General features: G+C 61.4%; 25 protein-coding genes. 4 read left to right on the top strand and 21 right to left on the bottom strand.

The window, feature by feature from the left end:
• The 6 genes from B5M41_RS02090 to B5M41_RS02065 form a co-directional block, all read right to left on the bottom strand.
• On the bottom strand, positions 1–957 hold the full coding sequence (locus B5M41_RS02090) for a sugar-binding transcriptional regulator (protein ID WP_134646518.1): 957 nt from the start codon (positions 955–957) through the stop codon (positions 1–3).
• A 178-nt stretch (positions 958–1,135) separates the two neighbouring features.
• On the bottom strand, positions 1,136–2,149 hold the full coding sequence (locus tag B5M41_RS02085; RefSeq protein WP_134646516.1) for a proline racemase family protein: 1,014 nt from the start codon (positions 2,147–2,149) through the stop codon (positions 1,136–1,138).
• A 34-nt stretch (positions 2,150–2,183) separates the two neighbouring features.
• Positions 2,184–2,957, bottom strand: a complete 774-nt coding sequence (locus B5M41_RS02080) for an ABC transporter permease (RefSeq protein ID WP_134646514.1) — start codon at positions 2,955–2,957, stop codon at positions 2,184–2,186.
• Between the two features lies 1 nt (position 2,958).
• A complete protein-coding gene (locus tag B5M41_RS02075) occupies positions 2,959–3,807 on the bottom strand; it encodes an ABC transporter permease (protein ID WP_134646512.1) in 849 nt (282 codons plus the stop codon).
• Between the two features lie 5 nt (positions 3,808–3,812).
• Entirely contained in the window at positions 3,813–4,826 is a 1,014-nt protein-coding gene (locus B5M41_RS02070) for an ABC transporter ATP-binding protein (RefSeq protein WP_134646510.1), read from the bottom strand.
• 4 nt (positions 4,827–4,830) lie between these two features.
• The gene (locus tag B5M41_RS02065) at positions 4,831–5,871 is read right to left on the bottom strand and encodes an ABC transporter substrate-binding protein (RefSeq protein ID WP_134646508.1); all 1,041 of its coding nucleotides are present in this window, start codon (positions 5,869–5,871) and stop codon (positions 4,831–4,833) included.
• Between the two features lie 142 nt (positions 5,872–6,013).
• Between B5M41_RS02065 and B5M41_RS02060 the strand changes: the two genes are divergently transcribed.
• Positions 6,014–7,009, top strand: coding sequence for a GlxA family transcriptional regulator (locus tag B5M41_RS02060; protein WP_134646506.1), 996 nt, complete (start codon positions 6,014–6,016; stop codon positions 7,007–7,009).
• A 34-nt stretch (positions 7,010–7,043) separates the two neighbouring features.
• Here the strand turns inward: B5M41_RS02060 and B5M41_RS02055 are convergent, their stop codons facing one another.
• On the bottom strand, positions 7,044–7,919 hold the full coding sequence (locus B5M41_RS02055; RefSeq protein ID WP_134646504.1) for an AraC family transcriptional regulator: 876 nt from the start codon (positions 7,917–7,919) through the stop codon (positions 7,044–7,046).
• A 170-nt stretch (positions 7,920–8,089) separates the two neighbouring features.
• On the opposite strand from B5M41_RS02055, the gene B5M41_RS02050 reads away from it, so the two are divergent.
• Complete coding sequence (locus B5M41_RS02050) at positions 8,090–8,845, top strand: SDR family NAD(P)-dependent oxidoreductase (protein ID WP_134646501.1); 756 nt, start codon at positions 8,090–8,092, stop codon at positions 8,843–8,845.
• Positions 8,846–8,930: 85 nt separating this feature from the next.
• Here the strand turns inward: B5M41_RS02050 and B5M41_RS02045 are convergent, their stop codons facing one another.
• The 6 genes from B5M41_RS02045 to B5M41_RS02020 all read right to left on the bottom strand — a co-directional run bounded on the left by B5M41_RS02045 (position 8,931) and on the right by B5M41_RS02020 (position 15,665).
• Positions 8,931–9,983 (bottom strand): carbohydrate kinase family protein, encoded by a 1,053-nt coding sequence (locus tag B5M41_RS02045; protein ID WP_134646499.1) that lies wholly within the window; start codon positions 9,981–9,983, stop codon positions 8,931–8,933.
• Positions 9,980–11,011 (bottom strand): hypothetical protein, encoded by a 1,032-nt coding sequence (locus tag B5M41_RS02040; protein WP_134646497.1) that lies wholly within the window; start codon positions 11,009–11,011, stop codon positions 9,980–9,982. Before B5M41_RS02040 ends, B5M41_RS02045 begins: the two co-directional genes overlap by 4 nt.
• Before the next feature lie 49 nt (positions 11,012–11,060).
• Positions 11,061–11,855 (bottom strand): ATP-binding cassette domain-containing protein, encoded by a 795-nt coding sequence (locus tag B5M41_RS02035; protein WP_134646495.1) that lies wholly within the window; start codon positions 11,853–11,855, stop codon positions 11,061–11,063.
• The gene (locus B5M41_RS02030) at positions 11,855–12,841 is read right to left on the bottom strand and encodes an ABC transporter permease (protein WP_134646493.1); all 987 of its coding nucleotides are present in this window, start codon (positions 12,839–12,841) and stop codon (positions 11,855–11,857) included. The genes B5M41_RS02035 and B5M41_RS02030 overlap by 1 nt, the downstream gene beginning before the upstream one ends.
• Positions 12,842–12,992: 151 nt before the next feature.
• Positions 12,993–13,979, bottom strand: coding sequence for a substrate-binding domain-containing protein (locus B5M41_RS02025; protein ID WP_209020845.1), 987 nt, complete (start codon positions 13,977–13,979; stop codon positions 12,993–12,995).
• A 189-nt stretch (positions 13,980–14,168) separates the two neighbouring features.
• Complete coding sequence (locus tag B5M41_RS02020) at positions 14,169–15,665, bottom strand: FGGY-family carbohydrate kinase (RefSeq protein ID WP_230639952.1); 1,497 nt, start codon at positions 15,663–15,665, stop codon at positions 14,169–14,171.
• 239 nt (positions 15,666–15,904) lie between these two features.
• On the opposite strand from B5M41_RS02020, the gene B5M41_RS02015 reads away from it, so the two are divergent.
• Positions 15,905–17,101 (top strand): ROK family transcriptional regulator, encoded by a 1,197-nt coding sequence (locus tag B5M41_RS02015; protein WP_230639951.1) that lies wholly within the window; start codon positions 15,905–15,907, stop codon positions 17,099–17,101.
• 253 nt (positions 17,102–17,354) lie between these two features.
• Here the strand turns inward: B5M41_RS02015 and B5M41_RS02010 are convergent, their stop codons facing one another.
• Both B5M41_RS02010 and B5M41_RS02005 read right to left on the bottom strand, forming a co-directional pair.
• Positions 17,355–17,867, bottom strand: a complete 513-nt coding sequence (locus B5M41_RS02010) for a hypothetical protein (protein WP_134646487.1) — start codon at positions 17,865–17,867, stop codon at positions 17,355–17,357.
• 118 nt (positions 17,868–17,985) lie between these two features.
• Entirely contained in the window at positions 17,986–18,651 is a 666-nt protein-coding gene (locus B5M41_RS02005) for a transcriptional regulator (RefSeq protein WP_134646485.1), read from the bottom strand.
• 266 nt (positions 18,652–18,917) lie between these two features.
• On the opposite strand from B5M41_RS02005, the gene B5M41_RS02000 reads away from it, so the two are divergent.
• Positions 18,918–19,799, top strand: coding sequence for an alpha/beta hydrolase family protein (locus B5M41_RS02000; protein WP_134646483.1), 882 nt, complete (start codon positions 18,918–18,920; stop codon positions 19,797–19,799).
• 87 nt (positions 19,800–19,886) lie between these two features.
• Here the strand turns inward: B5M41_RS02000 and B5M41_RS01995 are convergent, their stop codons facing one another.
• The 6 genes from B5M41_RS01995 to B5M41_RS01970 all read right to left on the bottom strand — a co-directional run bounded on the left by B5M41_RS01995 (position 19,887) and on the right by B5M41_RS01970 (position 26,759).
• Positions 19,887–21,095, bottom strand: a complete 1,209-nt coding sequence (locus B5M41_RS01995; protein ID WP_134646481.1) for an MFS transporter — start codon at positions 21,093–21,095, stop codon at positions 19,887–19,889.
• 1 nt (position 21,096) lies between these two features.
• On the bottom strand, positions 21,097–22,104 hold the full coding sequence (locus tag B5M41_RS01990) for a glycoside hydrolase family 3 N-terminal domain-containing protein (protein ID WP_134646479.1): 1,008 nt from the start codon (positions 22,102–22,104) through the stop codon (positions 21,097–21,099).
• Between the two features lie 14 nt (positions 22,105–22,118).
• Complete coding sequence (locus tag B5M41_RS01985; protein ID WP_134646477.1) at positions 22,119–22,901, bottom strand: DeoR/GlpR family DNA-binding transcription regulator; 783 nt, start codon at positions 22,899–22,901, stop codon at positions 22,119–22,121.
• Positions 22,898–23,527, bottom strand: a complete 630-nt coding sequence (locus B5M41_RS01980) for an HAD-IA family hydrolase (RefSeq protein ID WP_134646475.1) — start codon at positions 23,525–23,527, stop codon at positions 22,898–22,900. Before B5M41_RS01980 ends, B5M41_RS01985 begins: the two co-directional genes overlap by 4 nt.
• Positions 23,528–23,610: 83 nt before the next feature.
• Complete coding sequence (locus B5M41_RS01975; RefSeq protein ID WP_134646774.1) at positions 23,611–25,242, bottom strand: GMC family oxidoreductase; 1,632 nt, start codon at positions 25,240–25,242, stop codon at positions 23,611–23,613.
• Between the two features lie 14 nt (positions 25,243–25,256).
• Positions 25,257–26,759 carry a GMC oxidoreductase gene (locus B5M41_RS01970; RefSeq protein WP_134646473.1) on the bottom strand — a complete coding sequence of 501 codons (1,503 nt, stop codon included), beginning with the start codon at positions 26,757–26,759 and terminating at the stop codon, positions 25,257–25,259.
• Positions 26,760–26,763 lie beyond the last annotated feature (4 nt).

Raw genomic sequence — 26,763 nt, 5'->3', positions numbered from 1 at the left:
TCAGCGCGGGCCCTGGAGAAGGGCCCGCGCGACCCCCTCATTCGTAACGAGCCGATTGACGTAGCCGGCGCGCAGAATGGCGCGGATGATCGGGATCTTGCGGATACCACCCGACACCAGCACGGAAATCGGCTTGAGCTTGAGCTTCTCCGGCGGGAGCGCAATGATCGACTCGTTCAGGAAGTGATCGATGGGCCGGCCCTGGGCATCCAGAAACCAGCCCATGAACTCCCCCACCGCGCCACGTTTCAGGACGGTATCGAGATTATCCTTCACGACTCGAATCTGGGTGAGCGAGGTATCCTGCGTCAACGCCCCGCACGAAACGATGCCCACATCCGCGATCTCCGTTCGCGCGAGGACGTCGGTGAGTTCATCGTTCAACAGAATGGCATCGCGGCTTTCCGGGTTGGCGCAGTAGATGGGCGCGGTCAGATAATGACATTCGATGCCGAGCGCGCGTGCAAACGCCGTCGCGACCTCGAATGTGTTCGTCGACGAGCCGCTCGTCACACCGCCGGTCAGCCCCACGACCCAGCTTTCGGATCGCGGACGCGCCCGAAGCGCACGGACCGCAAAGCTCAGGGTTCGTCCCGACCCGATGCCGACCCCCATGTCACGATCTTCGATGAGCTCGCTGGCAAGCGTCCCGGCCGCCTCGCCGATGACGCGTTTCTGCTCGATGTAATCGTCGAGGTCCGGCACCACGACGGCGTCGGCGAGACCATAGCGATGAGACACTTCCTCAGCGAGTTCGATGCAATCCGTCAGGGGCAGCGAAACGCTCACCTGAACCGCACCGGAATCACGAACCTGGCCGATGATCTTGTTGACCTTCAACCGCGTGATATTCATCCGCTGAGCGATTTCCTGCTGGGTCTGCCCGCCTATGAAGTAGAGCCAGGCGACGCGCGCACGCTCGAGGTCCTCATCCAGAAATCCCGGTTCATTTGGCATTGAGCGGCACACTCCATATCGCGCCTCCTCAAATAACCACTTCACTCTACGCGGGCAACCGTGGTGCGAACCGTCGGCAGTATCGGTATGGACGGGAGCCCGACAATCGCTTCCGTTCACACGCGCCATTCGCGATGACCGAGATGCCGGCGGACTTGCCGCCGGCACCCTATTCACATCAGAGCACGAGAAAACCCGCGTCGACCGGATCATCGCGGTTTATGGTCCAGGCGGCCGTACCCAGCATGCCGGCAGTGCCCTTGACGGTGGGGCGCACAGCGCGGACTTCACCGAGCTTTGTCTCTCCGATCAGGCAGCCTTCGAACACGCCCGATCCCAGCAGGCCTTCAGACGTGATCGTCTGGTTGAGGCTGATCACGCCACGCTTTTCGAAATACGCCATCATTGCCGACGTGCCGGTCCCACCGGGCGAACGGTCGAGCTGGCCTGCCGAGAAAACGTGGACATTCTTGTAGAGGCAACCCTCGATCGTCGGCTCGTGCCAGAAGGTCACGAAGTTCAGATTGTTGATGTGCGCTTCGGTCGGGTGCTGCACCTTGACTTTCTCGCGGATCGCTTCGCGTGCGATCAGGCCCATGCGGGAAAGCTCGGAACCGTTCTCCGGCGCGATACGCAACGTCGTGTTGCGAAGATCGATGATGCCGAAGTAGTTTCCGCCCCAGACCAGATCGGCCTTGAGGGGGCCGTAGCCCGGCAATTCGAATTCGATATCCTGCTCGGCAACATAGGCCGGAACGTTCTCGAAACGGGTCCAGAGCACGCGATCACCTTCGTGCGCGACTTCGGCCACGACCAGGCCCGCCGTCGTCTCGAAGCGGATCTTGGTAAGCCCGTCCGGCGAGCGCCGCACCAGGCCGTTTGCGACCATCGCCATTGCGACCGCAATGGTTCCATGCCCGCACATATGCGAATACTCCTTGCCGTCGATATAGATCAGCCCGGCATCGAATTCGGAAGATGATGGCGGTGTGAGAAAGACGCCGAACATATCCGCATGACCGCGCGGCTCGCGCATCAGCGCCTTGCGCAGCCAGTCGTAGTTCTCTTCAAGAAAAGTACGCTTCTCAAGGATGCTCGAATTGGCCGGATAGGGAATCCCACTGTAGATGATGCACAGCGGCTCGCCTTCCGTGTGGGTATAGATCACGTTATACACGTCCTGAACGCGCATTTTTCTTCTCCTGACGATGTTTGGGTGAATACGTTTAACTTCCGGACAGGAAGTCCAAGCCAATCAGCCAATCGATCAATATGATTGCTATGGCTGCTGCCAAGATGGTTAGCGACGAGACCGCCGCGATGGAGGGATCGACCGAGTACTGCACGTAGTTGAACAGTTGAACTGGGATCGTGTTCAGGGTCGACGTCGTATTGAAGATCGATAGCTCGACATTGATGAACGACGTAATGAAAGCGAATATTCCACCCGACACCAGTCCCGCCTTGATCTGCGGAAGCGTAACCAGAAAGAAGGTGGACCACGCTGATGCGCCAAGATCACGCGATGCTTCTTCCTGGGACAGCTGGTCGTGGGAAAACAACGGCAGAAGCGTGCGCAACACGAAGGGGGTCACGATGATGACATGCCCGACCAGCAGTGCCGGAAAGTTCCTTACCAGCCCGATCGACGCACCGAATTGCAGCAAGGCCGCGCCGATCACGATATGCGGCAGGACAAGCGGCGACAGGAGGACGGCGGAAAGCGCTGATTTGCCCGGAAAGGTGTAGCGCGTCATCGCAATTGCGGCCGGCAGAGCCACAAGCATCGCCGCCATCGTCGCCAGGGCAGCAAGACCGGCACTGGTGAGGAAAGAGCGAATGTAGGTCGGGTTCTCCAGGATCACCGCATACCAGGAGAGCGTCAGCCCCTGAGGCGGAAAGGCGAGGAATTTGGTTTCGGTGAGCGACACGCCGATCACCACCACCAACGGCAGCACGAGATAGGCCAGCGTGGTCAGCGCTATGAGACGAATGATCATCTCAGTTTCCCTTCTTTTCGTGCACGCCGATGCGCGTCATCCAGGACGAAATGCCGATAAGGGCCATGGTGAACGTAAGCAGCGTGATGGAAAGCGCGCCGCCATAGTTGAAATCGAAGACAGTCGAATATTGCTGAAAGGCGAGCATGGCGAGCACGGTGACCTTGCCACCTGAAAGAAGTGCGGGCGTCACATAGGCGCTGATTGCCATCGAAAAGACGATGATGCCCCCGGCCATGACCCCATGCATCGTCAGCGGAAACGTGATGCTGCAGAAGGTGCGGAGTGGTCCGGCCCCCAAATCGCGCGAGGCGTGCTCGAGCGATGGTTCGACACGGGCCAGCGCGTTGCCGATCGTCAGCACCGTAAACGGCAGAAGGATGTAGACCAGGCCGATGAGGATGCCGGTCTCTGTTCCGAGGAAGCGAATGGGACGTTCGATCAGGCCGGCTCCCAGCAAGGCGTCGTTGACCAGTCCCGTCCGTCCGAGGAGGACCATCCAGCCGAACGAGCGAACGATGTTGGACGTGAAAAGCGGAAGGATCAGCATGATGACGCATGCCCTGCGCCAGCTGCGCCATTTGACGATGCGCACGAGGTACCACGCCAGCGGATAACCGAGCACGATGCAGATGATCGTGGAGAGAATTGCCAGCCGGAAGGTAACGGCAATGACCTGCCAGTGGTAACCATCCAAAAGCACGCGCCCATATTGGGAAAGCGTGAACTGCCCGTCCTGCGTCGTCAGCGATGCGACGAAGACGACACCGAGAGGAATGAGAAAAAAGGCGGTGAAGACGCAGAGCGGAAGCGCCAGCAACCAGAGAAGGGTGAGACGGGAGGTAAACATCTGCCCTACCCTTCCAGGATATGGATGTCGGCCGGATCGAATCCCGCGATGATCTCGACGCCTTCGCGGATGTCGCCGGGCAGGACGCCGTAGCTGCGCGCATGCAACGACCGGTCGCCGGAGACCATGTAGATGTTGGAGGTGCCGCCAACATATGTGCTCGCCGAAACGGTCGCCGGAAGCGAAAGCCAGCCGTCCGGCAGGCTTTCGGCGCGCGTAAAGACACGAAGGTTCTCCGGACGCAACACGCCATCGAAAGCGGCGTCGCGCGCGAGCGAACGCCCGTCTTTCTGCATTGGCACGATGTTCGCCTCACCGATAAAATCGGCGACGAAACGGGTTTTCGGCCGACGGTATATGGTCTCGGGCTCGTCGATCTGTTCGATACGGCCGGCCGACATCACTGCGATGCGGTCGGACATGGCCATCGCCTCATCCTGATCGTGTGTCACGAAGATGAATGTGATGCCGAGCTGGACCTGCAGCTGTTTGAGTTCGATCTGCATCCGTTTGCGCAGTTGCAGGTCCAGTGCCGACAGCGGCTCGTCAAGCAGCAGGAGCTTGGGCTTGTTGACGATGGCGCGGGCGAGCGCAACGCGTTGCTGCTGACCGCCCGACATAGCACGCGGGCTGCGCGGTGCCATCGCGGCCAGGCCAACCATTTCCAGCGCCTCATGCGCCCGCACTTCCGCTTCCTTGCGAGAAGCGCCGGCACGCCGCGGTCCATACGAGACATTCTCCAGAACCGTCATGTGCGGGAACAGCGCATAGTTCTGGAAAACGGTGTTGAGTGGCCGCCGTTCCGGCGGCAACGACGACACATCCTGCCCATCGATGATGACGCGCCCACCGTCGGCCGACATGAAGCCGCCAATGACGCGCAGAAGTGTCGTCTTGCCGCAGCCGGACGGACCGAGCAGAGAAATGAACTCGCCCTGCATGACATCCAGCGACACGCGATCGAGCGCTCGGTGGCTTGAGAAGGACTTCGAGACGTCTTGGATGGCAAGCAGGGTCATTGGCTCAGTTCGCGATTTCGCGGTTCCAACGGTCGGTGACTGCGGGACGCTTGGTGTTGACGTCCGACCAGTCGAAGAGATGCAGGCTTTCGATCGATCCGCCGGCGCCCCAAGGCAGCTTTTTCTCCACGTCGGGTGAAAGCGTCACGCCGGTGACAGCCGGACCAAGATAGAGCCTTTCGGCAAGGCAGCTCGCCGCCTCGGCGGTCAATGCGGTGTCGATAAATTCTGCGGCAGCATCGGCATTTTTCGTTCCCTTGACGATATGCATGCGAGCGTCAGTCGCCCACACGCCCTCCTTGGGAACGGTGAAGCCGATCGGAAGGCCGGCGTCGATGAGGTCCCATGCGCCGACGTTGAAATGGGCGCCAATGACGACTTCGTTGCTTTGAAACGCGTTCGATGCCGCACCCGACGTATCATAGAGCAGACCGGTGTCGAGCGCCTTCAGTTTGGCGAAAGTGGCATCCATGGTTTCGGATTTGTCGCCGAAAGCCCCGGCGAGGAAAATCACGAACGGGACGCCGGCCGAATTGTTGGGCGAAGGGATGGCAACGGCGCCCGCATAGCTCTCGTTCCAGAGCTCTTCCCAGCTCTGGGGCACGTCGCTGACCTCGGACGTGTTGTAGATGAGGCCGAGCGAATAGTAGCCCGCGCTGACAGCGAACGCGTGGTCGCCGTTCTTATAGATCGCCTGCGGCTGAAGGGCGGCGGCATTGGAGAGCTTTTCCAGATCGATCGGCGCCAGAACGCCAGCGGCCTCGGCGATCTCGCTGATCCCGCCATCCATATAGGCGACGTCGATGACCGCTTCGCCCGTCTGCTGCTGCAGCTTGGACAGCGTCGTCGTGGAATTGCCGATCTCGGCGACGACCTTGATTCCGGTTGCTTTCGTGAAAGGCTGGGCGACACATGCGTCGAACGCTTCACCCCAATTGCCACCGTAGTAGGCGACCGTAATCGATTGCGGCGTCGTCTGGGCATGGGCTGCATGCGACAGACCGACAAGTGCCGCCGCCGTGCTCATCAATACTTTATTCCACATCTCGTTCTCCGTCTCTGGGATGGCGCGTTTTGCGCTTGGGATCATTGTCCGGGGAGGACCATAGCAGTAAGAAGACGATCTCTATTGAATAATATGGCCACATGGTTGAACATTATCGACAAAGCTGGACGGACGAGCCTTGATGAGAACACCGGAGAATAGCCTGGAGCTGCGTATCGCCTTCGTCTTGCAGGACAAGTTCACGCTGGCGGCCTTTTCCGGCTTCATAGACGCACTTCGGCTGGCGGCGGACGACGCGGCCAAAAGCCGGCAGATCCGTGTCGGCTGGAGCGTATACTCGCTGAAGGGGGGCCAGGTTCACGCCAGTTGCGGTCTGTCTGTAACAACGCTGGCGGCCCCGCGCGATCCCACCGGTTACGACTACATCGCGATCTGCGGTGGCAACAGTTTCGACGATGATACCCCGTCGCCTCAACTGCTCCACCTCATCCGGTCGGCCCACAATCTCGGTATCGGCCTGCTCGGAGTTTGCACGGGAAGTTTCGCGCTTGCCCGAGCCGGCCTGATCGACGCCCGGAGATATTGCATCCACTGGAACGTTCTCGAGGCCTTCAAGAGCCGGTTTCCACGGGCGCAGATCTCCATGGACAGAATTTTTGTCGATGAAGGCGATGTCATCACCTGCGCCGGATCGACCGCGGCCATCGATCTGGCGCTTTATCTCATCGTGCGGCACTGCGGATCAGAACGGGCGCGGCAGGTCATGCGCCACATGATGCTCACATCGATGCGACCGGCAAGCGTACCGCAGGCGCACTTCTTCCAGTTGCCGCCCGATGGAACCGACAGCCGCGTGCGCAAAGCGTTGCATTTCATGGAACAGCAGCTCGACCAGCCGCCCAACAGCCTTGCGATTGCACGGTACTGCGCGATTTCCCACCGCCAGCTTGAGCGCCTGTTCCGTGCAAATCTCAATCAGACGATAGGACAGGCCTTCAGAAGCATGCGGCTGAACTATGGGCGCTACCTTCTATCGGGCGGCTCGCTCTCGGTGATGGAGATCGCAAACATCACGGGCTTCGCCGACACGGCGCATTTTTCACGCGAGTTTCGGAAGGCTTTCGGACAGACGCCCAGCACCTTCCGGGCGTCGTCGAGCCCAAGCAGTGCAGCCTGAAACCGGCCGCCAAGACGTCCCGTTCTGCGTGGCGTCATGCACCCAGCCTCGCCTCGCGCATATCACGGCCGGGTGGCATGCCGAACAGCCGCGCGTAATCCCGCGTGAACTGCGGCACGCTTTCATAGCCGACGAAGTGGGCGGCGTGGGCGATGCCAGCACGATCCATGAGCATTATCCGGCGTGCCTCGATCAGCCGCAGCTGCTTCTGGAACTGAAGCGGCGACAGCGTGGTGACAGCGCGAAAATGCTGATGAAAGGACGATTCGCTCATCCCGGCCTCTGCTGCGAGATCCCCAACGCGCAGTGTGCCGGCATAGTTCTGGCGGATCAGTGCCACCGCCCGCGCTATACGATCGGCGTGGGTATCGGCCCTGCCAAGCGAACGGATCGCGGCACCATGCCGCCCTGTCAGCAGCCAGTAATGCATCTCGCGTATCAATGCGTCACCCAGCACCGGCAGAGCGGAGGGCCTCTCCATCAGTCGCAGCAACCGCTGCGCCGCATCCATCACGTCGGCGTCCGCCGGCTCGACATGGATCGGGCCGGCATCGACCGGACGCAGATCGGCCTCGGTGGTCAGCGCGCGCAGGAGCGCGGCATCGAGTTCGAGCGCGACCGCATAATACGGAGCTGACGGGCTTGCATCGAGAATCTGGCTTATCGTCGGCACATCGGCCGTGATGACCAGGGCTTCGCCTGCGCCATATTCGAAGCTCTTCGTGCCCATGGTCACGCGTTTGCGGCCCTGAAGACAGATCGCTATCAGCGGCTTCTGCACCGCGACCTGCAATTCGCCCGGATGCAGCACACGCACCGCACCCAAACCATGAAAGGACGTGGGCGCAAAACCGGACCGGTCGGAATGGCCATTGGTATGACGGCGAACAAGGTCAAGAAGAGTGTGCATGAGGCGGTCTTATGAAAATTTCGTTGCCGTATCAGGCAAGGATATCGGCTCATTTGCAAGCCATATCATCGAAATTCGCAGAAACAGGCAAAACTCGGCGAGGAACAGGCAACTCTTCAGGGCGCTTCCGCGCCATCTTGGGCTCACCCCAACGACGGAAGGAGCATTCCATGAGTAAAATCGCACTGATCACCGGCGCCAATCGCGGCCTTGGCCGCAACACAGCCATCGCGATTGCCCGCCACGGCGGTGATGTCATCGTGGCCTATCGTGGCAACGCCGCCCAGGCAAGCGAGGTCGTCGCGGAAATAGAAGCCATGGGCCGCAAGGCCGTTGCCCTCCAGCTCGATGTTGCAGACATAGCAAGCTTTCCGGCTTTTGCAGATGCGCTGCGTAGCAGCCTGCGGGAAATCTGGAACCGCGAAACGTTCGATCATCTGATCAACAATGCAGGCCATGGCGAATTCGCCCCGTTCCGGCAGACGACCGAGGCACAGTTCGACGGGCTGTTCAACGTGCACGTGAAGGGCGTATTCTTCCTGACCCAGGCGCTTTTGCCACTGATTGCCGATGGCGGCAGGATCGTCAATTTCTCGACCGGGCTGACCCGCTTCTCCTATGAAGGGTTCTCGGCCTACGCGTCCGCCAAGGGCGCGGTCGAAACGCTGACGCGGTATATGGCGAAAGAACTGGGCCCGCGCGGCATTGCCGTAAACGCCGTCGCTCCAGGCGCCATCGAGACCGATTTCGGCGGTGGGGTCGTGCGCGATAACAGGGATCTGAACGCACAGTTCGCCCAGCTGACGGCACTCGGTCGCGTCGGCCTGCCCGACGATATCGGTCCGATGGTCGCGAGCCTGCTCTCCGATGACAACCGCTGGGTGACCGCACAGCGCATCGAGGTTTCGGGTGGCCAGGCTATCTGACTTCGGGCGGAGCGGTGGGCGAGCCAAGCGGCGCGCCCACCGCTCTGTTGGCCAATCTGGCAACGGTGGCGCTGTCCCATCTCATTCAGTAAGCGCCGGTGGGCAATTGGCCATCACCGCCGGGAGCGCGAACGCCCCACGTTTTCGCGAGGGACAGGCACTCACGCCACGGCACGATCGCACCGGTCGTGGAAACGCTGCGAAGGGACGCCGCGGCGGCGGCATGAGCCAGTTGCAGTGATTGCGAGATTGTCCATTCCTCGTGGAGGCCATAGATCATGCCCGCGGCAAAAGCATCGCCGGCGCCGTTTGCCCCCTTGATCTCGCTCTCGGGAATGGCAACGGAGGGCAGGACCGTATGCTCTCCGTCACGCGTCACGGCGATCGCGAAGCCCGGGCAATGCACGGCAACCAGCGTCATCGCGCCCCGCTGCATGACCGCCTGCGCCGCCCTGATACAGGCGTTCGCGTCCGGCGTACCGGCCCGAGTGGTCTCGACACCGGCAATCGCCCCGATCTCCACGTCATTGACAATGAGATAATCGAGATGCGGCAGGCATGGCGCGACAAGCGCGGCCATCAGGCTCGGCTCGATGCTCGCCAGTTCCATATTGGTGAGCAGGCCCGCCGCGCGCGCTTTTTTCAGGACGGCCACCCAGCCATTCGGCTCGTCATGCCAGGGTGAATCGAGAATACGATGCACGCCGGGCAGACCGAGATGCAGAAAGCGCATTCGTGTTTCGGAAAAGTCGAAGTGCTCGGGCGTGAGCAGTGCACCTGTTCCGGCATGGAAGATGTGAGTGCGCCTGTGCGTTGCGCGCGACACGAAGGCATCGCAGAACTGGGTAGCGACCCCTCCCGTCGTCCTCATCTGCCGCGTATCGATCCCGGCGGTCGTGGCGGTCGCCATGAGGAAGCGGCCGTCATCATCGTCTCCGACAAGAGCGATCGTCTCGACGGGGATGGCAGGATCGAGCAGCTTGATGTCGACGGCGAGATTGCAGCCCGATCCTCCGCCGTGACGCTCTTCCTCGAACAGTTCGGCAAGGCCATCCTCGCCGGGCCAGTGGCTGACCGTGCGATTGTAATCGACACACCACGTGCCGGCTGTGAGAATACCCCGCCGGCCGCTGGTCATTTCGACTGTTCCGCCTTGAGAACCGCTTCGGTGACGACGTTATCCTCGGCAAGTGCGCGAATAGGCGTGATCCCGTCCTTCGAAAGGCTGGCATGGTAGGCTTTTACGGCCTCGGACGGGGCGATCGTGCCCGAAGCGACTTCGCGCATGAAACGCACCATCTCCAGCGGATTTTCGGCAAGGTTGATCTTGCGACCGAACAAGGCCACCCGCGCGCCGAAACGTTCGGCCTGGTGCAGGAGTTCGAAGCAATCCCGCGTCGTTCCCGCTCCGCCGCCCAGGACGCCGACGATGACGCTCGGGTCATAGGAGGCGAGTTCTTCCATTGCCTTGGCCCCGTTGAACGGGATTTTGAGGAACTGCGGCCGGTCCGCCTTCGTCACACCGGCAAGGCAGCGCATCATGACGTCGTTGACATAGTGCGGCACCATGTCAGGCGCGATACCGGAATCGACATTCGGATTGAAGACTTCGAGGAAGTATTTGAAATTGTTGCGCGCAGCGTCCTCCCGGAACGCATGGAACGCTTCCAGCGCCTGATAGTCATGGTCGAGGTCGTTGTTGAACGTGATGGAATAAAGCCCGAGGTCCGTGCCGGTGATCGGAGCGCCAGGCGCCGGGTCGATGGTGCCGGTGGCAACGCGCGAAAGGGATGCCGTCCGGAAAGGCCGCGACGGCTGTTTCGAATAGGTCGCGCCGCGGCAGACCCAGACATCGGTCGTGTCGTTGGCGCGGATTGCAGGCTTCACCGCGCTGTTGCGGTAGACGCCCATCTCGATCAGCGCCTCCATGTTGGAGGCTGATGTCAGCATGATATCCACGAGGTCCTGCTCGACCACGGCACGGATGTTTTCCAGGAATTCTGGCCGGGTGTAGTGGCGCGACCAAGTACCGTCCTTGGCCCGCTTGGGGCCGCACGACGTCATGCTCGGCCCCATATCACCGTCCTTGGCATCGGCGATGATAAAGTCGTTGCGCGTGTACTGGCCGGCGCGGATGCGCGCGAGCTTCTGATCGAGGCGGTACATGAGGCTATTTCCTTTCGTTGCGGCCCGGCCCGAAGGCGGGCGGGAAGACTTAGGCCGTCGCGGCACCGGTCATGATGGCGACGACATCGTTCATGGTATGGGTTTTCGGCGACACGACCGCCGCACGCCGGCCAAGCCGCATGATGTGAATGCGATCGGCAATGTCGAAGACATTGGGCATGTTGTGGCTGATCAGCACCACCGGCAGGCCGCGATCGCGGATCGAGCGGATGAGTTCCAGCACCTGCCCGGTTTCGCGCACGCCGAGCGCGGCGGTCGGCTCATCCATGATGACCAGCTTGCGGGCAAAGAGCGCGGCACGCGCAACCGCCACCCCTTGTCGCTGGCCGCCAGAGAGTGACTCGACTGGATTGTCGATTGCCGGCAGGCGGAACTTCAACTCGTTCATTGCGCGTCGGGCTTCCTCGCGCATCCGTTTCTTGTCAAGGCGACGGAAAAGGCTTCCCAACAGGCCGGGCGCACGCAGTTCACGGCCAAGGAAGAGATTGGACGCGATGTCGAGCGCCGGGGCGACGGCCAGATCCTGATACACCGTCTCGATACCGGCATGACGCGCATCGAGCGGACCCTTGAAGTGGATGGGAACACCATCCAGCAGGATTTCCCCGCTGGTGGGGTGCAGCGCGCCTGTCAGCGCCTTGATCAGCGTGCTCTTTCCGGCGCCATTGTCGCCGACGACGGCCAGGATTTCCCCAGCGCGCAGTTCGAAGTCAACGCCATCAAGTGCGGTGACATGGCCGTAGGTTTTCACCACATTGCGTGCTTCGAGCACGATATGGGGCTTTGTCTCGGTGGCCTGAAGGGGCGTGGTCTCGGCAGACATCAGCTTTTCCTCCGGGACATCTGATCGAGTGCGACGGCGATGATGACGAGGATGCCCGTGACCAGGTCCTGCCAGAGCGGATCGATGCCGGCGAGCGTGAGGCCGTTGCGCAGCACACCGACGATAAGGGCACCGATCAGGGTGCCGATGAGGCCACCGCGCCCGCCGAAAAGGCTGGTGCCGCCGATCACCACGGCGGTGATCGAATCGAGATTGGCGCTCTGCATCGCGTTCGGATCGGCGTTTGGAATGCGCCCGAGCGCGAGCCAGGCGGCAATGCCGTATATCAGCCCTGCGAGCAGGTAGACCGAAAGCAGGTGCCGCCGCACCGGAATGCCGACAAGGCGCGCCGCCTCGGTATTGTTGCCGATGGCATAGACGTGACGGCCCCATTTCGTCTGGTTCAGCAGATACCAGACGACGGCGTAGAGCGCGAACATGATCAGCACGCCATAGGTCAGCACGAAGCCGCCGAGCTTCATCGTGTTGCCCGTCCACGCGAGAAAGGGATCGCGCACCGGAAACGCGCCACCTTCCGAGATCAGCCGCAAGGCGGCGGTCAGAATGCCGAGAATGCCGAGCGTGACGATGAAAGGCGGCAGCCTGAGCCCGCTGACGAGACCGCCAGCGGCAAGGCCGGCTGCTGTGCAAAGCAGGATGGCAAAGCCCATCGACAGAACGGGATCATAGCCGAGGTTGACCAGCTTGCCCGCAACGATCGTGCCGAGAACGCAGATGGCGCCCACTGCCAGATCGATGCCGGCCGTCAGGATGACAAGTGTCTGCCCGATGGCCAGCACGCCGATAATGACGGTCTGCTGCAGGATAATCGACAGGTTGTGCGTTGCCAGGAAGCGCGGATTGCTGAGCGCGAAGATCAGGCAGAAGCCGATCAACACCAGCAGCGGCCCCGCCGAGGGCGCACCAAGGATGCGCGATTTCAGGCTTCGCGACGTCTCGACTGGAGAAACGGTGGCTGTTGTCATGGCGATCTCATGCTGATGGTCATCTTGCGCGGCGCGCCCCACCCGGGAAACGTCGGCTGGACGCAGCCGGCGGTGTGCTCACGGATGCAGCGATCCCCGAACGGGGCCACGCTCGGCATAAGCCTCACATGGCCCCATCGGGAGAAAGCGTTCAGTCACCCCAGCAGTTTTCGAGACCCCAGGCGGTATCCTTCGATTCCAGCCCCTCGACCGGCTTGTCCGTGATCAGGAAGGAACCGGTGTTGACGAAGCCGCTCGGCTTTTTGCCGGTGGCTGCATATTCCACAACCGCATCGACACCCATAGCGGCCATCTTGTAGGGGAACTGCATGACGGTCGCCGCGATCTTGCCGTCCTTGACGTCGCGCACACCCGCGCAGCCGCCGTCGATCGATGTCAGCATGACATCGCCTTCCTTGCCGAACGACTTGAGCGCTGCATAGGCGCCAGCGGCGGCAGGTTCGTTGATCGTATAAACGGCGTTGATGTCGCCGTTCTTGGAGAGCAGGTTCTCCATGCCGATCTGGCCCTTGTCCTGCGCGCCGTTTGTGATCGCGGCACCGGCAATGGACGGATCGCCTTCCGCGATGCCGAAGCCCTTCAGGTAACCGTCGTGACGGAACGTGTCGACGGTGCCGCCGGGCGTGCCGTCAAGCATGGCGACGACGGCCTTCTTGTCGCCGAGCGCCTTGCGGGCATAGCTGCCCTGCTGCACCCCGGCCTCGAAATTGTCGGTCGCGAAAGTGGCATCGACCGCATCCGCCGGGTCCGTTGCCGTGTCGAGTGCAATGACAAGCACGCCAGCCTCGCGTGCCTTCTTGATGACATCGAGCATGCCGGAGGAATTGTTCGGGGTAACCAGGATGCCCTTGGCGCCCGCGCTGATCAGGTCCTCGATGGCCGCAACCTGGCCTTCATTGTCGCCGTCGAACTTGCCGGCGCGCGCGATCAGCTTGACGCCTTTTTCCTTGGCGCGGGCGTCGGCCGCCTGCCGCATCTTGACGAAGAATGGATTGACCTCGGTTTTCGTAACGAGACCGACGATGACGTCTTCCGCTGAAGCGGACCCAGCGGCAAAAGTCAGGCCCAGCGCAAGGCCGAGCGCGCCGAAAGCCGTCGAACGCACGGATGTGCGAATGCTATGAAGCGACATGAAACCCTCCCAAATTTGATGACGCCGCCGAGCCTTCTGGCTCTCACGGCCGGCACGACCTCTCCTCAAAGGCCGAGGGAATTTGCGCATCTCTTTTGGATAAAGTCAAATGCTAAAAACTTATGTTTTGTATATTTTTATGCAAAATAAACAGGCTGCCGAAATCGTGCCTGGTCACAAATCACGAAGCGCATGCATCGCCGAGTGAACGGTTCCACCCGATGTCAGGCCGCGGTAAATTTCATAGACGGATCGATAGCGCGATGCCTTCATCGGTTGCGGCTCGACACATGTAAAACGTTGGGCACCGAAACGCGCGGCGCCTTCGGCGTACGTCTCGACAGCGCCGCTGGCCACAGCGCCATGGATGGCAGCACCAACGGCCGTGGCATTTTCGATGTCGGGGACTTCGACGCGGCAATCGAGCACGTCTGCCATCATCTGAATCAACAAAGGATTTGCGCGCGCCAGGCCGCTTGCCATCAACACGCGGTCCACCGGCAATCCACCTGAGGGAAAAAGATCGAAGATCGTCCGCGCGCCAAAGCACAGGCCTTCCATCAGGGCGAGATAGATTTCACCAGCCGTTGTGTGGCGCGTCAGGCCGGCAAGCAGGCCGGTCAGGTTGCCATCAGCGAACGGGACACGGTTGCCGCCCAGCCAGTCGATCGCCACAAGACGGCCGGCCGTGGGACCGAGCGCGGCCACCTCTTCGTTATAGGCAAGGAAGCTTGCCTGCATGTCCTTGCCACGCGGAAATGTCCGCACGAACCACGCGAGCGTGTCGCCGAAACTCGGCTGGCCGGCCTCGTAGCACCAGAGCTGGCGCATGGATCCATCGAAGGCGACGCCTTCGATGCCCGGAGGCAGTGGCCTGTACGCGTCCCCGAGATAAAGATAGGCGGCGGATGTCCCCAGCGCGCCGACAAAACAGCGCGGCGAGACAGCACCGATGGCCGGCAGCAAAACATGCGAATCGATGACCGCGACCGCGACGACTGCAGCGCCCTGAATACCCGTCACGTCACGCCATTCCGCCGATAACGTTCCCGCCGCCGACCCGACAGGTAGCGGGGCTGAAAGCCGCTCGTGGAGGCCCTCCACTATACCCTCGGGATAACCGGCTTCGGCCGAAAACTGCGCCTTGAAGGCGGCAAAGCCCAGGCCCCGCGCCTCCTGCCCGGTCAATTGCCAGACAAGCCAGTCGCCACTTTCGATGTACCGGTCCGTCGCCGCCCACAGGGCCGGCGCTTCCGCCGCAATCTGCGCGGCCTTCGCCAGCAGCCATTCGCCGGAGACACGCCCTCCGAAATTGTCGAGAAACGGGGCCGGGCGGGCATTGATGCTGTCCGCATAGGCCTGCGCGTTGTGCTTCCAGAGCTTTACATAGGCGTGCGGATCGCCAGGGTACAGTCGTGACAGCGGCACGCCGTCGGCGCTGGCAGGAAGCGGCGAACTGGCGGTAAAACCGAGCCCGATGCCTTGGATCGTGCGCCCGCGCCCCAGCCGCGAGAGAATGTCGGCCGCAGCCTCCGTGTAATCATCGGCGTTCTGCAGCGTGCAGCCGGAAGGGATGCTGCTTCCTTCAGGCAGGACAGTCGTCATGATCCCGTGCCGATAGGGATGGACGTGGTGGGCCACCTGTTGCCCGCTTTCCGCATCGATCAGCACGCCCCGCGCAGACTCGGAACCGTAGTCCAACCCGATAAGATATGTACGCACGAACGACCTCTCCAGCCACAATCACCCGATACATACAAAATAATACATAAATAGCAATCTTATGTATTTTATTATACATAATTGGCCGTTGCACGGAAAATCCTTGCTTTCTTTCGCCGGCCATTCCCGCTAGAGCGGGCTGACGGGAGCTTTGCATGAAAAAACCAAACCAGAGTATCGACGCGACGATGATCGACGGGGCGGGAAGCCTGCTTTCCCTGATCGCCTCGGGAGCGGCGACATCACGCGCCGAATTGCTTGAGGCGTCGGGCCTGTCGCGGGCTACGGTCACGCAACGGTTGAACGGGCTTTTGGCAAGCGGGCTCGTATGCGAGACGCAGGACACACTGCCGAGCGGCGGACGTCCCACGCGCGTCCTCGCGATCAACGCGGAAAGCGGGTTCGTGATCGTCGCCAATATCGGCGAAACGCACATTCATCTTGCAGCCATGGATTTGCAGCCGGCTATCCTTGCCGAGATGACGCTGCCCTTTTCGATTACCAGCGGGCCGGATGTAACGCTGGCACAAATCGGCGATGCGATTTCTGCACTGGCGAAAGATGCGCAGAAGACGAACGGCCTGTTTGTCGGCATCGGACTCAGTCTGCCCGCGCCGGTCGATTTCAAGCGCGGCTGCGTCGTCGGCCCGTCGGTCCTGCCCGGGTGGGATGAGTTCGATATCATCGGCTGGCTGAAGCGCCGTTTTGCCGTGCCGGTTTATGTCGAGAACGACGTGAACCTGATGACGATCTGTGAGCACAAGCGCCGATTTCCCGCCATCGACGACATGGTCTTCGTGAAGATCGGAACGGGGATCGGAAGTGGCATGATTGCCGGAGGCCGGCTTTTTCGCGGCGCACAGGGCGCTGCAGGCGATATCGGCCATATCCAGTTCCTGTCGGACGATGCACCGCTCTGCCGCTGCGGAAAATTCGGCTGCATAGAGGCGCGCGCTGCCGGTTGGGCAATCGCGCGCGATCTGAATGCACGTGGTTTTCACGCGGAAACCGCCCGCGATGTCATCGACCATGTCGACCAGCGCAAACCGGAGGCGCTCATGCTGCTACGGGCGGCCGGTCGAACCATTGGCGAGGTCGTTTCCGATGTCGTCAGCATCCTCAATCCCAGCCTGATCGTCATCGGCGGCACGCTGGCGCGCGGTGGAGACTTGCTGCTCTCGGGCATTCGCGAGCTCGTCTATCAGCGCTGCCTGCCGCTGGCGACGCGTAACCTCTCGATTGTGCTGTCGATGGCGCAAGAAGACAGCGCCCTGTTCGGGGCGGCGTATCTCATCTTGGACGACCTTTTTGGTGTCGCGAAAGTCGAGCAATTGCTCGAGCGATACTCCAATTCGGACGGCGTGCCATTGAGAGCGGACGGTTGAAACGCGCGGATTGATCGACAAGCAAGTCTCTGACGCCCGAGGTCTTCACTGGCTAAGGAATGAATGCATAAGAGATCCAATGGGGATCAGAGACGGGAACGAATCCGCATTCGACGTCGTCATGGAGCATTGCGATAAAGTGAGAAGCGCCTTCTCCGAGCGCCGACACCCGATACAGGTCCGCTCTGCCTATCCGTTGGCTCGATCGCGATCTTTCCGGCTTACGCCAAACCGACGGACCACGCGGGGCAGCTTAACGTTCGTAACGCTCCAGCATCGTCCTCAGCTGTGCGTTCTGGAGGCGAAGCTTGCTCGCCAACTGCTCGCGGAAAGTCCTGATCTCTTCGTCCAGACTGGTCATCTGCTCGGAGACGGTAGGGACAACCTGCGGAGGCTGCGCGGCAGCAGCGGGCGGTTCCACGTTTCCGGCACGGCCTTTTCGCTTGGCCGATGCGGGTTTGGCAGTGTTTCTGGTTTTGTTTGGTTTCCGGGTTTTGTTTGGAGAGACATCGGCAAGGGAACTGCCGACGTCTTTCGGGACGTCGGCGTTATCGTTCTCCACCGTCCCGTCAGCAACGGTGCCGCTGGCAGCATCGTCAAGCTGCGAGCGGACGGTGGAAGGGCCGTCGGGTTGATCGACGGCCGCCGGCTTTTCTGTCGAATCCGCAATCGCCGGAACGTTCGGCTTTTCGACCGGGTCATCTTCCTGCCGTTGCTGGCGTCGCGGCGACACAAGCCGGGCAAGGATGTTCCAAGGAGACGCCATTTATCGACCCCGCGTTATCCGCCTGCAGACTACGAGTTCACACGCTGACGCGGTCAAACGTCATCAGAACACTCGTCAACACATGACCCCGCGGCCGAACAACGGCCGGCTGCCGGCATTAATCGAGCTTAAGCCGCTTGCGCAGGTCGGCGTTTTCGGTGCGAAGCTTTTCAGCAAGCAGCTTGCGCAGCTTCTGGTTTTCTTCCTCAAGCTGCAGCAGATCCGAGATATCGTCGGTCGCTTTGGAGACGGCAGGCGTCTTCTTCACGGGCTTTGGAGTACGCTTCACGGGCTTGGGCTTTGCGGGAGCAACAGCTTCGACCGGCTTCGCCTTGCGTCCCCGCTTCTGCTTTCCAGCCGTGTCGTTCGAAACGACCGCTGTTTCCGATGCGGTGCCGACGGAAGCCACCTCAGCAGCCACCTTCTTAGCGCGCGGTCGGCGCTGCTTCTTCGCCGGGGTGGGCGTGCCAACAACAGTCGGTGCATCTACAGTGGTCGTCGTTTCGCTTTCGTCAGCCATGGTCGTCTCCTCGTTGGTTGCTCCAGTTGTGTGCTGCCGGACCGGTTCTGTCAAGAACGGTTCAACTGCCTCAGCTTTCGAGGCAAGCACATCGCCGGCGGATCTGTCGTCCGATTGATTGCCTGGAGCATATGGCACCGCCTCTTCCTCAACATCGCGGGCAACAGATTTGAGATCAATGCCGCCCCATATCGAGTTGGACTTGGGGTCTGGCTTGCGTCGACCCTTGTATTCGACTGCAAAACTACGTTGCGTTTTTTTCAAAGTTGGAAGCCCTACATATCCAAGGAAATGTTTGACGGCACATCAGCGCAGCCGCAGGCCTACTCCATAATGATTACGCATCTCTCAGTCCAGCCCGTTATACATCCCGTGTCGGGGCCGCGCCCCATCGCGACGGCGGACATCTGATCGACAACAATTCTCGGGTCATGCTTCTGTTCGCGTCACCTTTCTCATCAACGCGAAATTGGCATGAAAGCACTCTTTGCGAAGATTGTTCAAAGCCAACAACAATGAGGTGAACTGTGATGAATGTCTGCTCCGTAGCGGCAACGCTGCTTCTGACTCTCGTGTCAACCGCCGGTCATGCTGCAGAAACGGCGGTGAGAATTGAAAGTGGCGGAAGAGGGCTCGCCGGCATCCTGAACCTGCCGGACAATGAGAAGAACCCGCCCGTCGTCCTCATGCTCCATGGCTTCACCGGCCAGAAAAACGAATTTCCCATCGCAGGAGGCACAACGGGACTTTTTGCCTATACCGCTGCACGGCTTGCAGATAGCGGTATCGCCAGCCTGCGCATCGACTTCAACGGATCGGGAGAGAGCGACGGAAATTGGGAAGACACCACGTTTTCAGGACAGGTCAAGGACGCTGTTCTCGCATTCGATTACCTGCAAGCCCTTCCGAATGTTGACGTCTCGAAGATCGGTATTCTCGGCTATAGCCAGGGCGGTCTTGTCGGTGGGCATCTGGCCGCTTTGAGGCCGGAGGCATCCGCCGTCGTCCTCTGGGCACCGGTCACCAATCCCGTCGCGACCTATAGCACCATCATGGGAGTTGATACGGTGAAGAGGGCAATGTCCGGGCCGGTGGAAACCGTTACGACGGCCAAGCTGTCGTGGGGAGGCGAAACGAAGCTCAAGGGCGCCTTTTTCAGCGAACTTCCAAAAGTGACGCCGGTGGGCGCGATTGGTGGCTATCCCGGCCCCTTGCGGGTCATCGTCGGGCTGAAGGAGACGGTCGTGACACCGCAGCCGGCGGCCGGGCAGATTTTGCTCGATTATCACGAAGGTCCCGATGATCTCATCACGGTCGATTCCGACCATGACTGGAACGCCGGAACCACGACAAAGACCGTCGACGAGGTCCTGCTACCCGCGACGATCGAATGGTTCAAGACCAATTTCTAGGAATCATGAACGTGCCCGTCGAGAAACGTTGCATCTCCCGCGCGGGCGCGTGCTCATGGCAGGTCGCTCCTGCCATGAGCGCCGAACTCAGTGCTCCGATCGGGAGTGCTTGAGACGACGATCAAGTGGCACCGTCATACCGGCTATTACCAGAAAAGCGATCAGGATCACCACGAAGCTCACGACGAGCGTGGTTGCCTGCGCAAGAAAGCCCAGCACGGCCGGCCCGAGCAGCAGGCCAGTGTAGCCCATGGTCGTTACGATGGAGATGGCGCGGCCGGCAGCCCTCCCGCCGACACGTCCTGCACTGGCGAAAACCGCCGGCACCATGTTCGCAACGCCGAAGCCGCACAAGGCAAGTGATGCGAAGGACAGAAATGCATGGTCGACAAACAGCAGAATGGCGATCGCGACAGCGCAGATCAGCCCGCCTGCCCGGATGATGATCCCATGGCCAAGCCGGCGCGCGAGGCCATCGCCGGCGAAACGACCAACGGCCATGGCCGCGGCAAAGGCCGCAAATGCATAGGCGCCATGGCTTTCGGGCCGACCGAGCACATCGATCATGTAGATCGCTGTCCAATCCATCACGCCGCCCTCGGCAAGCATGGCCAGAAACCCAATCGCACCCAGCAGAAGGATCAGAGCTCGCTGTGCGGCACCGAGACCGGCCGCAGGCTCGCTTCTGCCCACCCTGAAAGAAACCGCCGAATACTCCACCCGACCTGCGATCAGGCGGGAGACGAAGGAAAACGACAGAACCAGCAGACCGGCAATGCCCAGGCATGCGAGCAGGCCGCCGCCATACCCGATCAGCTGGCCGACGAGAAGCGCGCCAACAAGGTTGCCGACGCTGAATACCGCGTGGAAGGACGACATCAGATGCCTTCCCGTTTCCTGCTCGATCCGCGAGGCGCCCGTATTCATGGCGACGTCGAGTGTGCCGAAAGCGGCACCCGCGACGACAACGGCTCCACCGAGCGCAACGGGATTTTCGATGAAGGGAATGGCGAGGAAAATCGCACCGAACACCGCGCCGCCGCAAAGGCTGAGCGTTTCGTTGCTGATAACCCGGTCGATGTAGCGGCCAATCGTCATCATGAGAACGATCGCGCCAAGGGCGAAGCACAGCAGGACAAGCCCGAGCTGCCCCTTGTCGAGCCCGACGCCCGATGCCAGGAGCGGCAGGCTGGACGCCCAGGCACCGATGCCGAGGCCGGCGGCGAGAAAGAAGAGCGTGCATTGCAGCCGGCTTGAAGACCGCCGTGTCGATGGAACAGCTTGATTGGAGGTCATGTCACACACCGGTCGCGTTCTGCCTGACGCGGGCTGCCGCTTCACCGAGACGCTCCCGCGTGATGCGCCCTGCCCGCGTTGCGGCTGCTATGCCCTCACATAGCGCGTCGAGATGCGGACCACCGCCGACAAGCAGCAGGTCAGCACCGGCATTAAGGGACGCAGTCGCGGTTTCCAAAAGTGTGCGACCGCGCAGGGTTGCGGGTGCATCGAGATCATCGCTGACGACCAGCCCCTTGAAGCCGAAGTCGTTCCGCAGCATCGCCATGACCGCCGGCGACGTGCTCGCGGCGTTGTCGGGGTCGATCGCGGCCACCGGCGCCGGACCCGTCATGATCGCCGTTGTGCCGGCTTCAATGGCGGCGGTGAACGGGAGTGCATTTTGGAGAATGCGTTCGCGCGGCGACAACAACGAAACGTCGACGAGCGCCGGATCTTCAGCAAGATCGTTGAAGCCGGGGAAGTGCTTCGTTACCGCCGTCACGCCTGCCGACTGGACACCCTTCACGAAGGCCGACACGAACCGTGCCACGGCTTGCGGCTCGACACCCATGGTACGGGCGTGCAGCCAGGGGTTCTGGCCGTCGACGATATCGGCAACGGGGGCAAGGAACATCGTAACGTCGAGTTCGCGCGCCACGGCCGCAGTGACCCGGCAACGCTCTGCCAACGCCTCGCCGTCCAAGGCGTGCGCTTCCTCAAGGGTGGGAAGTGCCGGCACAAGGCCCTGTAACCGCTGGATACCGCCGAGTTCCTGATCGACAGCGACGATAAGATGCGGCGTCACGCCTTTCAATGCAGCGATGCAGGCATGAAATCGCTCCGGCGTTTCTCTCGCCAATCGCTCCGGCGACATGGCGCGGGCGACATATTCCGCTCGGTTTTCTCCGATCAGCACGGAGCAGCCGCCCCGCTCGAGAAAGGGAAGCATGACCTCCGCAAAATCGAGGCTATCGAAAGCGGGGAGGATGACCGCCCTTGCGTCCTGATCGACTGAAAAATCCGTCATCGTCTCATACTCCGTCAAACCGCTTCCACATCGATGCCAACATCACGTATGGCCTTGAGGATCGCTGTATTCTTGCTGCTGGTGAACAGCGTTGAAATCATGGATACAGGCGCCACCTCGTAGGTCGCCGTCTGGCCGAGCTTTTCGGCAGTGGCCAGAAGCAGGGTCTTGTTCGCTGCGCGGATCATCGCTGATTTCAGGAGCGCGTCCTCATAATCGTCGGCGCGCAATGTCATGTCCTCAGCAACGCCACAAGTGCCGAGAATGCAGTAGTCGACGCGCAGGGCGCGGATCGCATCGATCGCCGCAACGCCTGTGGCGCTACGCGTCAACCGGCCGAGACGCCCGCCGAGCATGATCACCTCGGCGGATGGATGGTCGAGCGCCGCGGCGGCTACATCGACGGCAGTCGTGATGATGCGCACGTCAAGCGTCGGCGAAAGGGCGCGCACGAAACGCACGATGGTCGTGCTGGAATCCACCAGGAGCGTCGCGCCTTGGGGGATGGAGGCCGCGGCCGCGCCGCCAATCGCCTGTTTCTCTTCGGAATGGAGCGTTTCACGGCGATGAAAATCAAGTGCCGGCGTGACAAGCCGTGCCGCGCCACCGTGGAACCGTTGCACGAGGCCGGCATCCGAAAGGTCGCGCAGATCGCGGCGGATCGAATCCTCGGAGACACCGAACTCCTGCGCCAATGGCGCGGCGAGCACGCGCCCTGCGGTATTGATCCTCTCGAGAATGACAGCCTGCCGCTCCTCCGGAGAGAGCGCCGCCAGTTCCTTTCTGTCTGCGTTCACCCCATCGCCTCCGTTTCGCGCGCCAAAAGGCCAAGCGATATCAAACGCGCTTCAAGCACCTCTGCGCTCCGGAAATGCTCTGTGTGAAATCCCAGCGCCGCTGCCGTGGCGATGTTCGCAGCATTGTCATCGATGAACAGGCATTGTTCCGCACGAACGCCTGCGCGCTCCAGAAAGCGCTCGAAGATCGGTGCATGCGGCTTGACGAGTTTTTCCGTACCCGAGACGACAAGAACCTCGAACGCATCCAGGAACGGGAAAATCTCCCTGGCGCGCGGGAAAGTCTCGGCCGACCAGTTCGAGATCGCATGCACGGGAACGCCACCCGCCTTCAGGCGACCGAGCAACTCCGCGGTTCCAGCAATCTCGCCGCCCAGCATTTCATGCCAACGCAGCCAGTAGGCCTCGATCAACTCGGCCTGTTCGGGATGGCGCGCCGTAAGTTCGGCAATACCGTCGGCGAAGGGGCGGCCAGCGTCGAATTGCTCGTTCCACGCGCCCGTGCAGATATCACTCAGGAACGCCGAAACCGCCACGTCATCCGAAAGGAGCTTGCGATAGAGATAGGCCGGGTTCCAGTCTATCAACACACCGCCGATATCGAAGACCACGATGCTCGGATTCATTGTCTTGCCTCTTCGTGCACAAATTCGATTCACTTATGCACGAATAGGCGAATTTACGCAATAAAACGCAACGCTATTTTTGTTCAAGTCCGCAAGAAATCCGCGGCGCGCTCGCCGATCATGATGCAGACGGAATTGGGGTTTCCGGAAATCAGCGTCGGCATGACGGACGCATCGGCGATGCGAAGGCGCTCGACGCCGTGCACGCGAAGCTTCGGATCGACCACGGCCATGTCGTCGCGGCCCATCCGGCAGGTTCCAGCCGGATGCAGGGCAGCGTGGGCGTCCTTCACGCAGAAAGCCCGGATCTCCTCACGTGTCCGAAGCGCGGGGCCCGGCGTGTGGCGCGCCGCCACGAATTTCGCGATGGCGGGCTGTTCCATGATATCGAGCGCCGCCATCGTTCCGTCGGTGATGGCTTCGAGATCGTAAGCCTCGGAGAAATAGCGAGGCGCCACGCGCGGGGTCGCTGCCGGATCGGCGCTCAGCAGCGTCACCTCACCGCGCGACCGCGGCCGGATCTGCCCCAAATTGACCGTGCAGCCGTTGCCGCCCGGCACCGCATCGACCCCCTCCTCGATGCCGGCGCCGACAACCATGAAATACTGGATGTCCGGCGTCGCCTGTGTTTTGTCACCCCACCAGAAAGCGCCTCCCTCGATGAGGTTGGATGCCGCCGGTCCGTTGCGGAAAAGCGCATAATTCAGACCGGCAGCAGCCTTCCAGTGCAGCTTCTTGTACTTGTCGTAGCTGTGCGGTCCGTTCAACTGGTAGACGAGGGAAATCTCGATATGGTCCTGCAGGTTCTGACCGACGCCGGGCAGGTCGGCGTGGACCTCAATGCCGTGCTTTTGAAGTTGCTCCGCAGGGCCGATACCGGACAGCATCAGAAGCTTCGGCGTGGCGATCGCGCCGGTCGAGATAATGACCTCCTGATCCGCGCGGTAGACGATGCTGCGCCTTCCCTTCACGCACTCGACGCCGATGGCCCGTCCGTTCTCGATGATAAGGCGAGTGACAGTGGTTCCCGTCTCGATGCGCAGATTGCGCCGTTTGCGGGCTGGTCCGAGATAAGCGACGGCAGCGGAACTGCGCCGGCCGTTCTTCGCCGTGATCTGATAGAGGCCGCAACCGGCCGGGTCGCCCGAATTGAAATCCGGGTTGTATGGTAGTCCCGCCTGCTGGCAGGCCTGCAACCACGCACGGGTCAGCGGGTGGATATACTCGATATCGGAAACGCCGAGCGGCCCGCCGACGCCATGCGCCTCGTTGCAGAAGCGGTTATTGTCCTCGGCACGCTTGAAGAACGGCAGCACATCCCGATAGCCCCATCCCTCCGCGCCAAGCTCCACCCACTGGTCGTAGTCGTCAGGCACGCCACGGATGTAGATCATCGCGTTGACCGAGCTGCCGCCGCCCAGCACGCGCGCCTGTACCATGGTCGGCGTATCCGTCCGTTCCTGCTCTGGCATCGGCTCCCAGGGAATGCGCTTCAGCAGATCGCCCTGCGCCGTTTTGTAATAGGCGCCGGGAATGTGGATATAGGGACTGAGGTCGCGCGGCCCCTCCTCGATCAGCAGGACACGCGTATCGGGATCCTCCGAAAGCCGCGCGGCGACGACGCAGCCGGTCGAGCCGCCGCCGACGACGATATAGTCGAAGGTGCGAAGTTCTTCCGGCTGACGCGGAGAAATGCCGTAGCGTGCCGATCCCATGTCGCGAACCGTCATCACTTTCCTCCCGCAATGGCGGCACCCGCCTTGATAGCGAGCGCGGCAATGGTCAGCGCCGGGTTGACGGCAGCCGACGTGGGCAACACCGAGGCATCCGTGATGTAGAGGTTCTCCACATCGTGGCTGCGGCAGTTCACGTCGACGACGGAGTTTTTCGGATCGTCGCCGAGGCGGGCCGTGCCGCACTGATGCGACGTCGTCTTGCGGCCGAAGGTATGCGTCAGCACGATCGGGAAGCCGGCTTTGCGCATCACTGCGCGGGTTTTGCGAATGAGCGCCTCATGCGCACGCATGTTCGATCGGATCCAGTGCATAACGATCCGCCCGTCGCGAACCATGACCCGGCTTTCAGGATTGGGCAGGTCCTCGCTCGTCAGGAACCAGCCATAGGCGTAGCGCGCCATGAGCCGCGCAAACCATGCCGGCGCCGGCATCGGCAGATTGGCCTTGAGGATGTTGCCGGTGATGTGGCCGAGCAGCTGCACATTCCCGAGAGGAAAGCCGTACTCGTTGTCTTCGTTATAGAAATCATTGAAGGCAATGGTCTTCTGATAAACGCAGCTATTGGCGGCGAAGGGATCGATCGTCAGCATCGCGGTCGTGTTGTGGTTCATGAAATTACGGCCGAGCTGGTCGGAGCCATTGGCGAGGCCTGACGGATGCGCCTTGCTGGCCGAGCGCAGAAGGAGCGCCGCGGTCTGAACGGCACCGGCCGCCACGGCAAAGCGATCCGCCGAGATCCGATGCTCGATCCCGTCCTTCGCATAGACGGCGGCAACGACACGACGCCCGCTCGGATCGGTCTCGAGGCGGCTGACGCCGGCATCGGTGACGAGGCTGACATTCGGATGCGCAAGCGCGCCGGCGAGCGGGCCAACCTCCGCATCGATCTTGCCTGTTCCGGTGTTCGGAAAGGCGTCCCAGCCGGTCTTGGCCCGCTTCAGCCAAGCCTCGATATCGATCGACAGGGGCAGGGACGCGGGATGAACCCCGGCCTTTTCAAGCCGGCGGCGGACCGCAGCCATGGCCGGTTCGTCGGGAACCGGCGGATAATCGTAAGGCTTTTCGTGCGTCGGTTCCGTCGGATCGCCGGAGACGGAGCCGCGCACCTTGAAGATCGCCTCGGCAGCATCATACCACGGTGACAGATCATCATAGGCGAGCGGCCAGCCCGGCGATGCACCGTCCATGTGACGGCGCGGCGAAAAATCCTCTCGGCGGTAACGGTACATGACGGCACCGAAGAACTTCGAATTGCCGCCGACATAGTAGTAGTTGCCGGGCAGGAAGCTCTCACCGTCCGTCCCCAGCCACTCCTCGGACGACCGGTAAAAGCCCTTCTGGAAGATGGCAATGTCGTCTCGCGCCTCGGGACTGTCCGTCAGGTGCCCTCCCCGTTCGAGAATGACGATCCTGAGGCCCGAGGGCGCAAGGCTGTAGGCCAAGGAGGCTCCGCCGATACCGGAGCCGATGATGACGATGTCTGCCGTCTCGGTCATGAAA

The sequence above is a fragment of the Shinella sumterensis genome, from assembly GCF_004514425.2.
Taxonomy (GTDB): Bacteria; Pseudomonadota; Alphaproteobacteria; order Rhizobiales; family Rhizobiaceae; genus Shinella; species Shinella sumterensis.
This window is presented reverse-complemented; position numbering and strand designations above follow the sequence as displayed.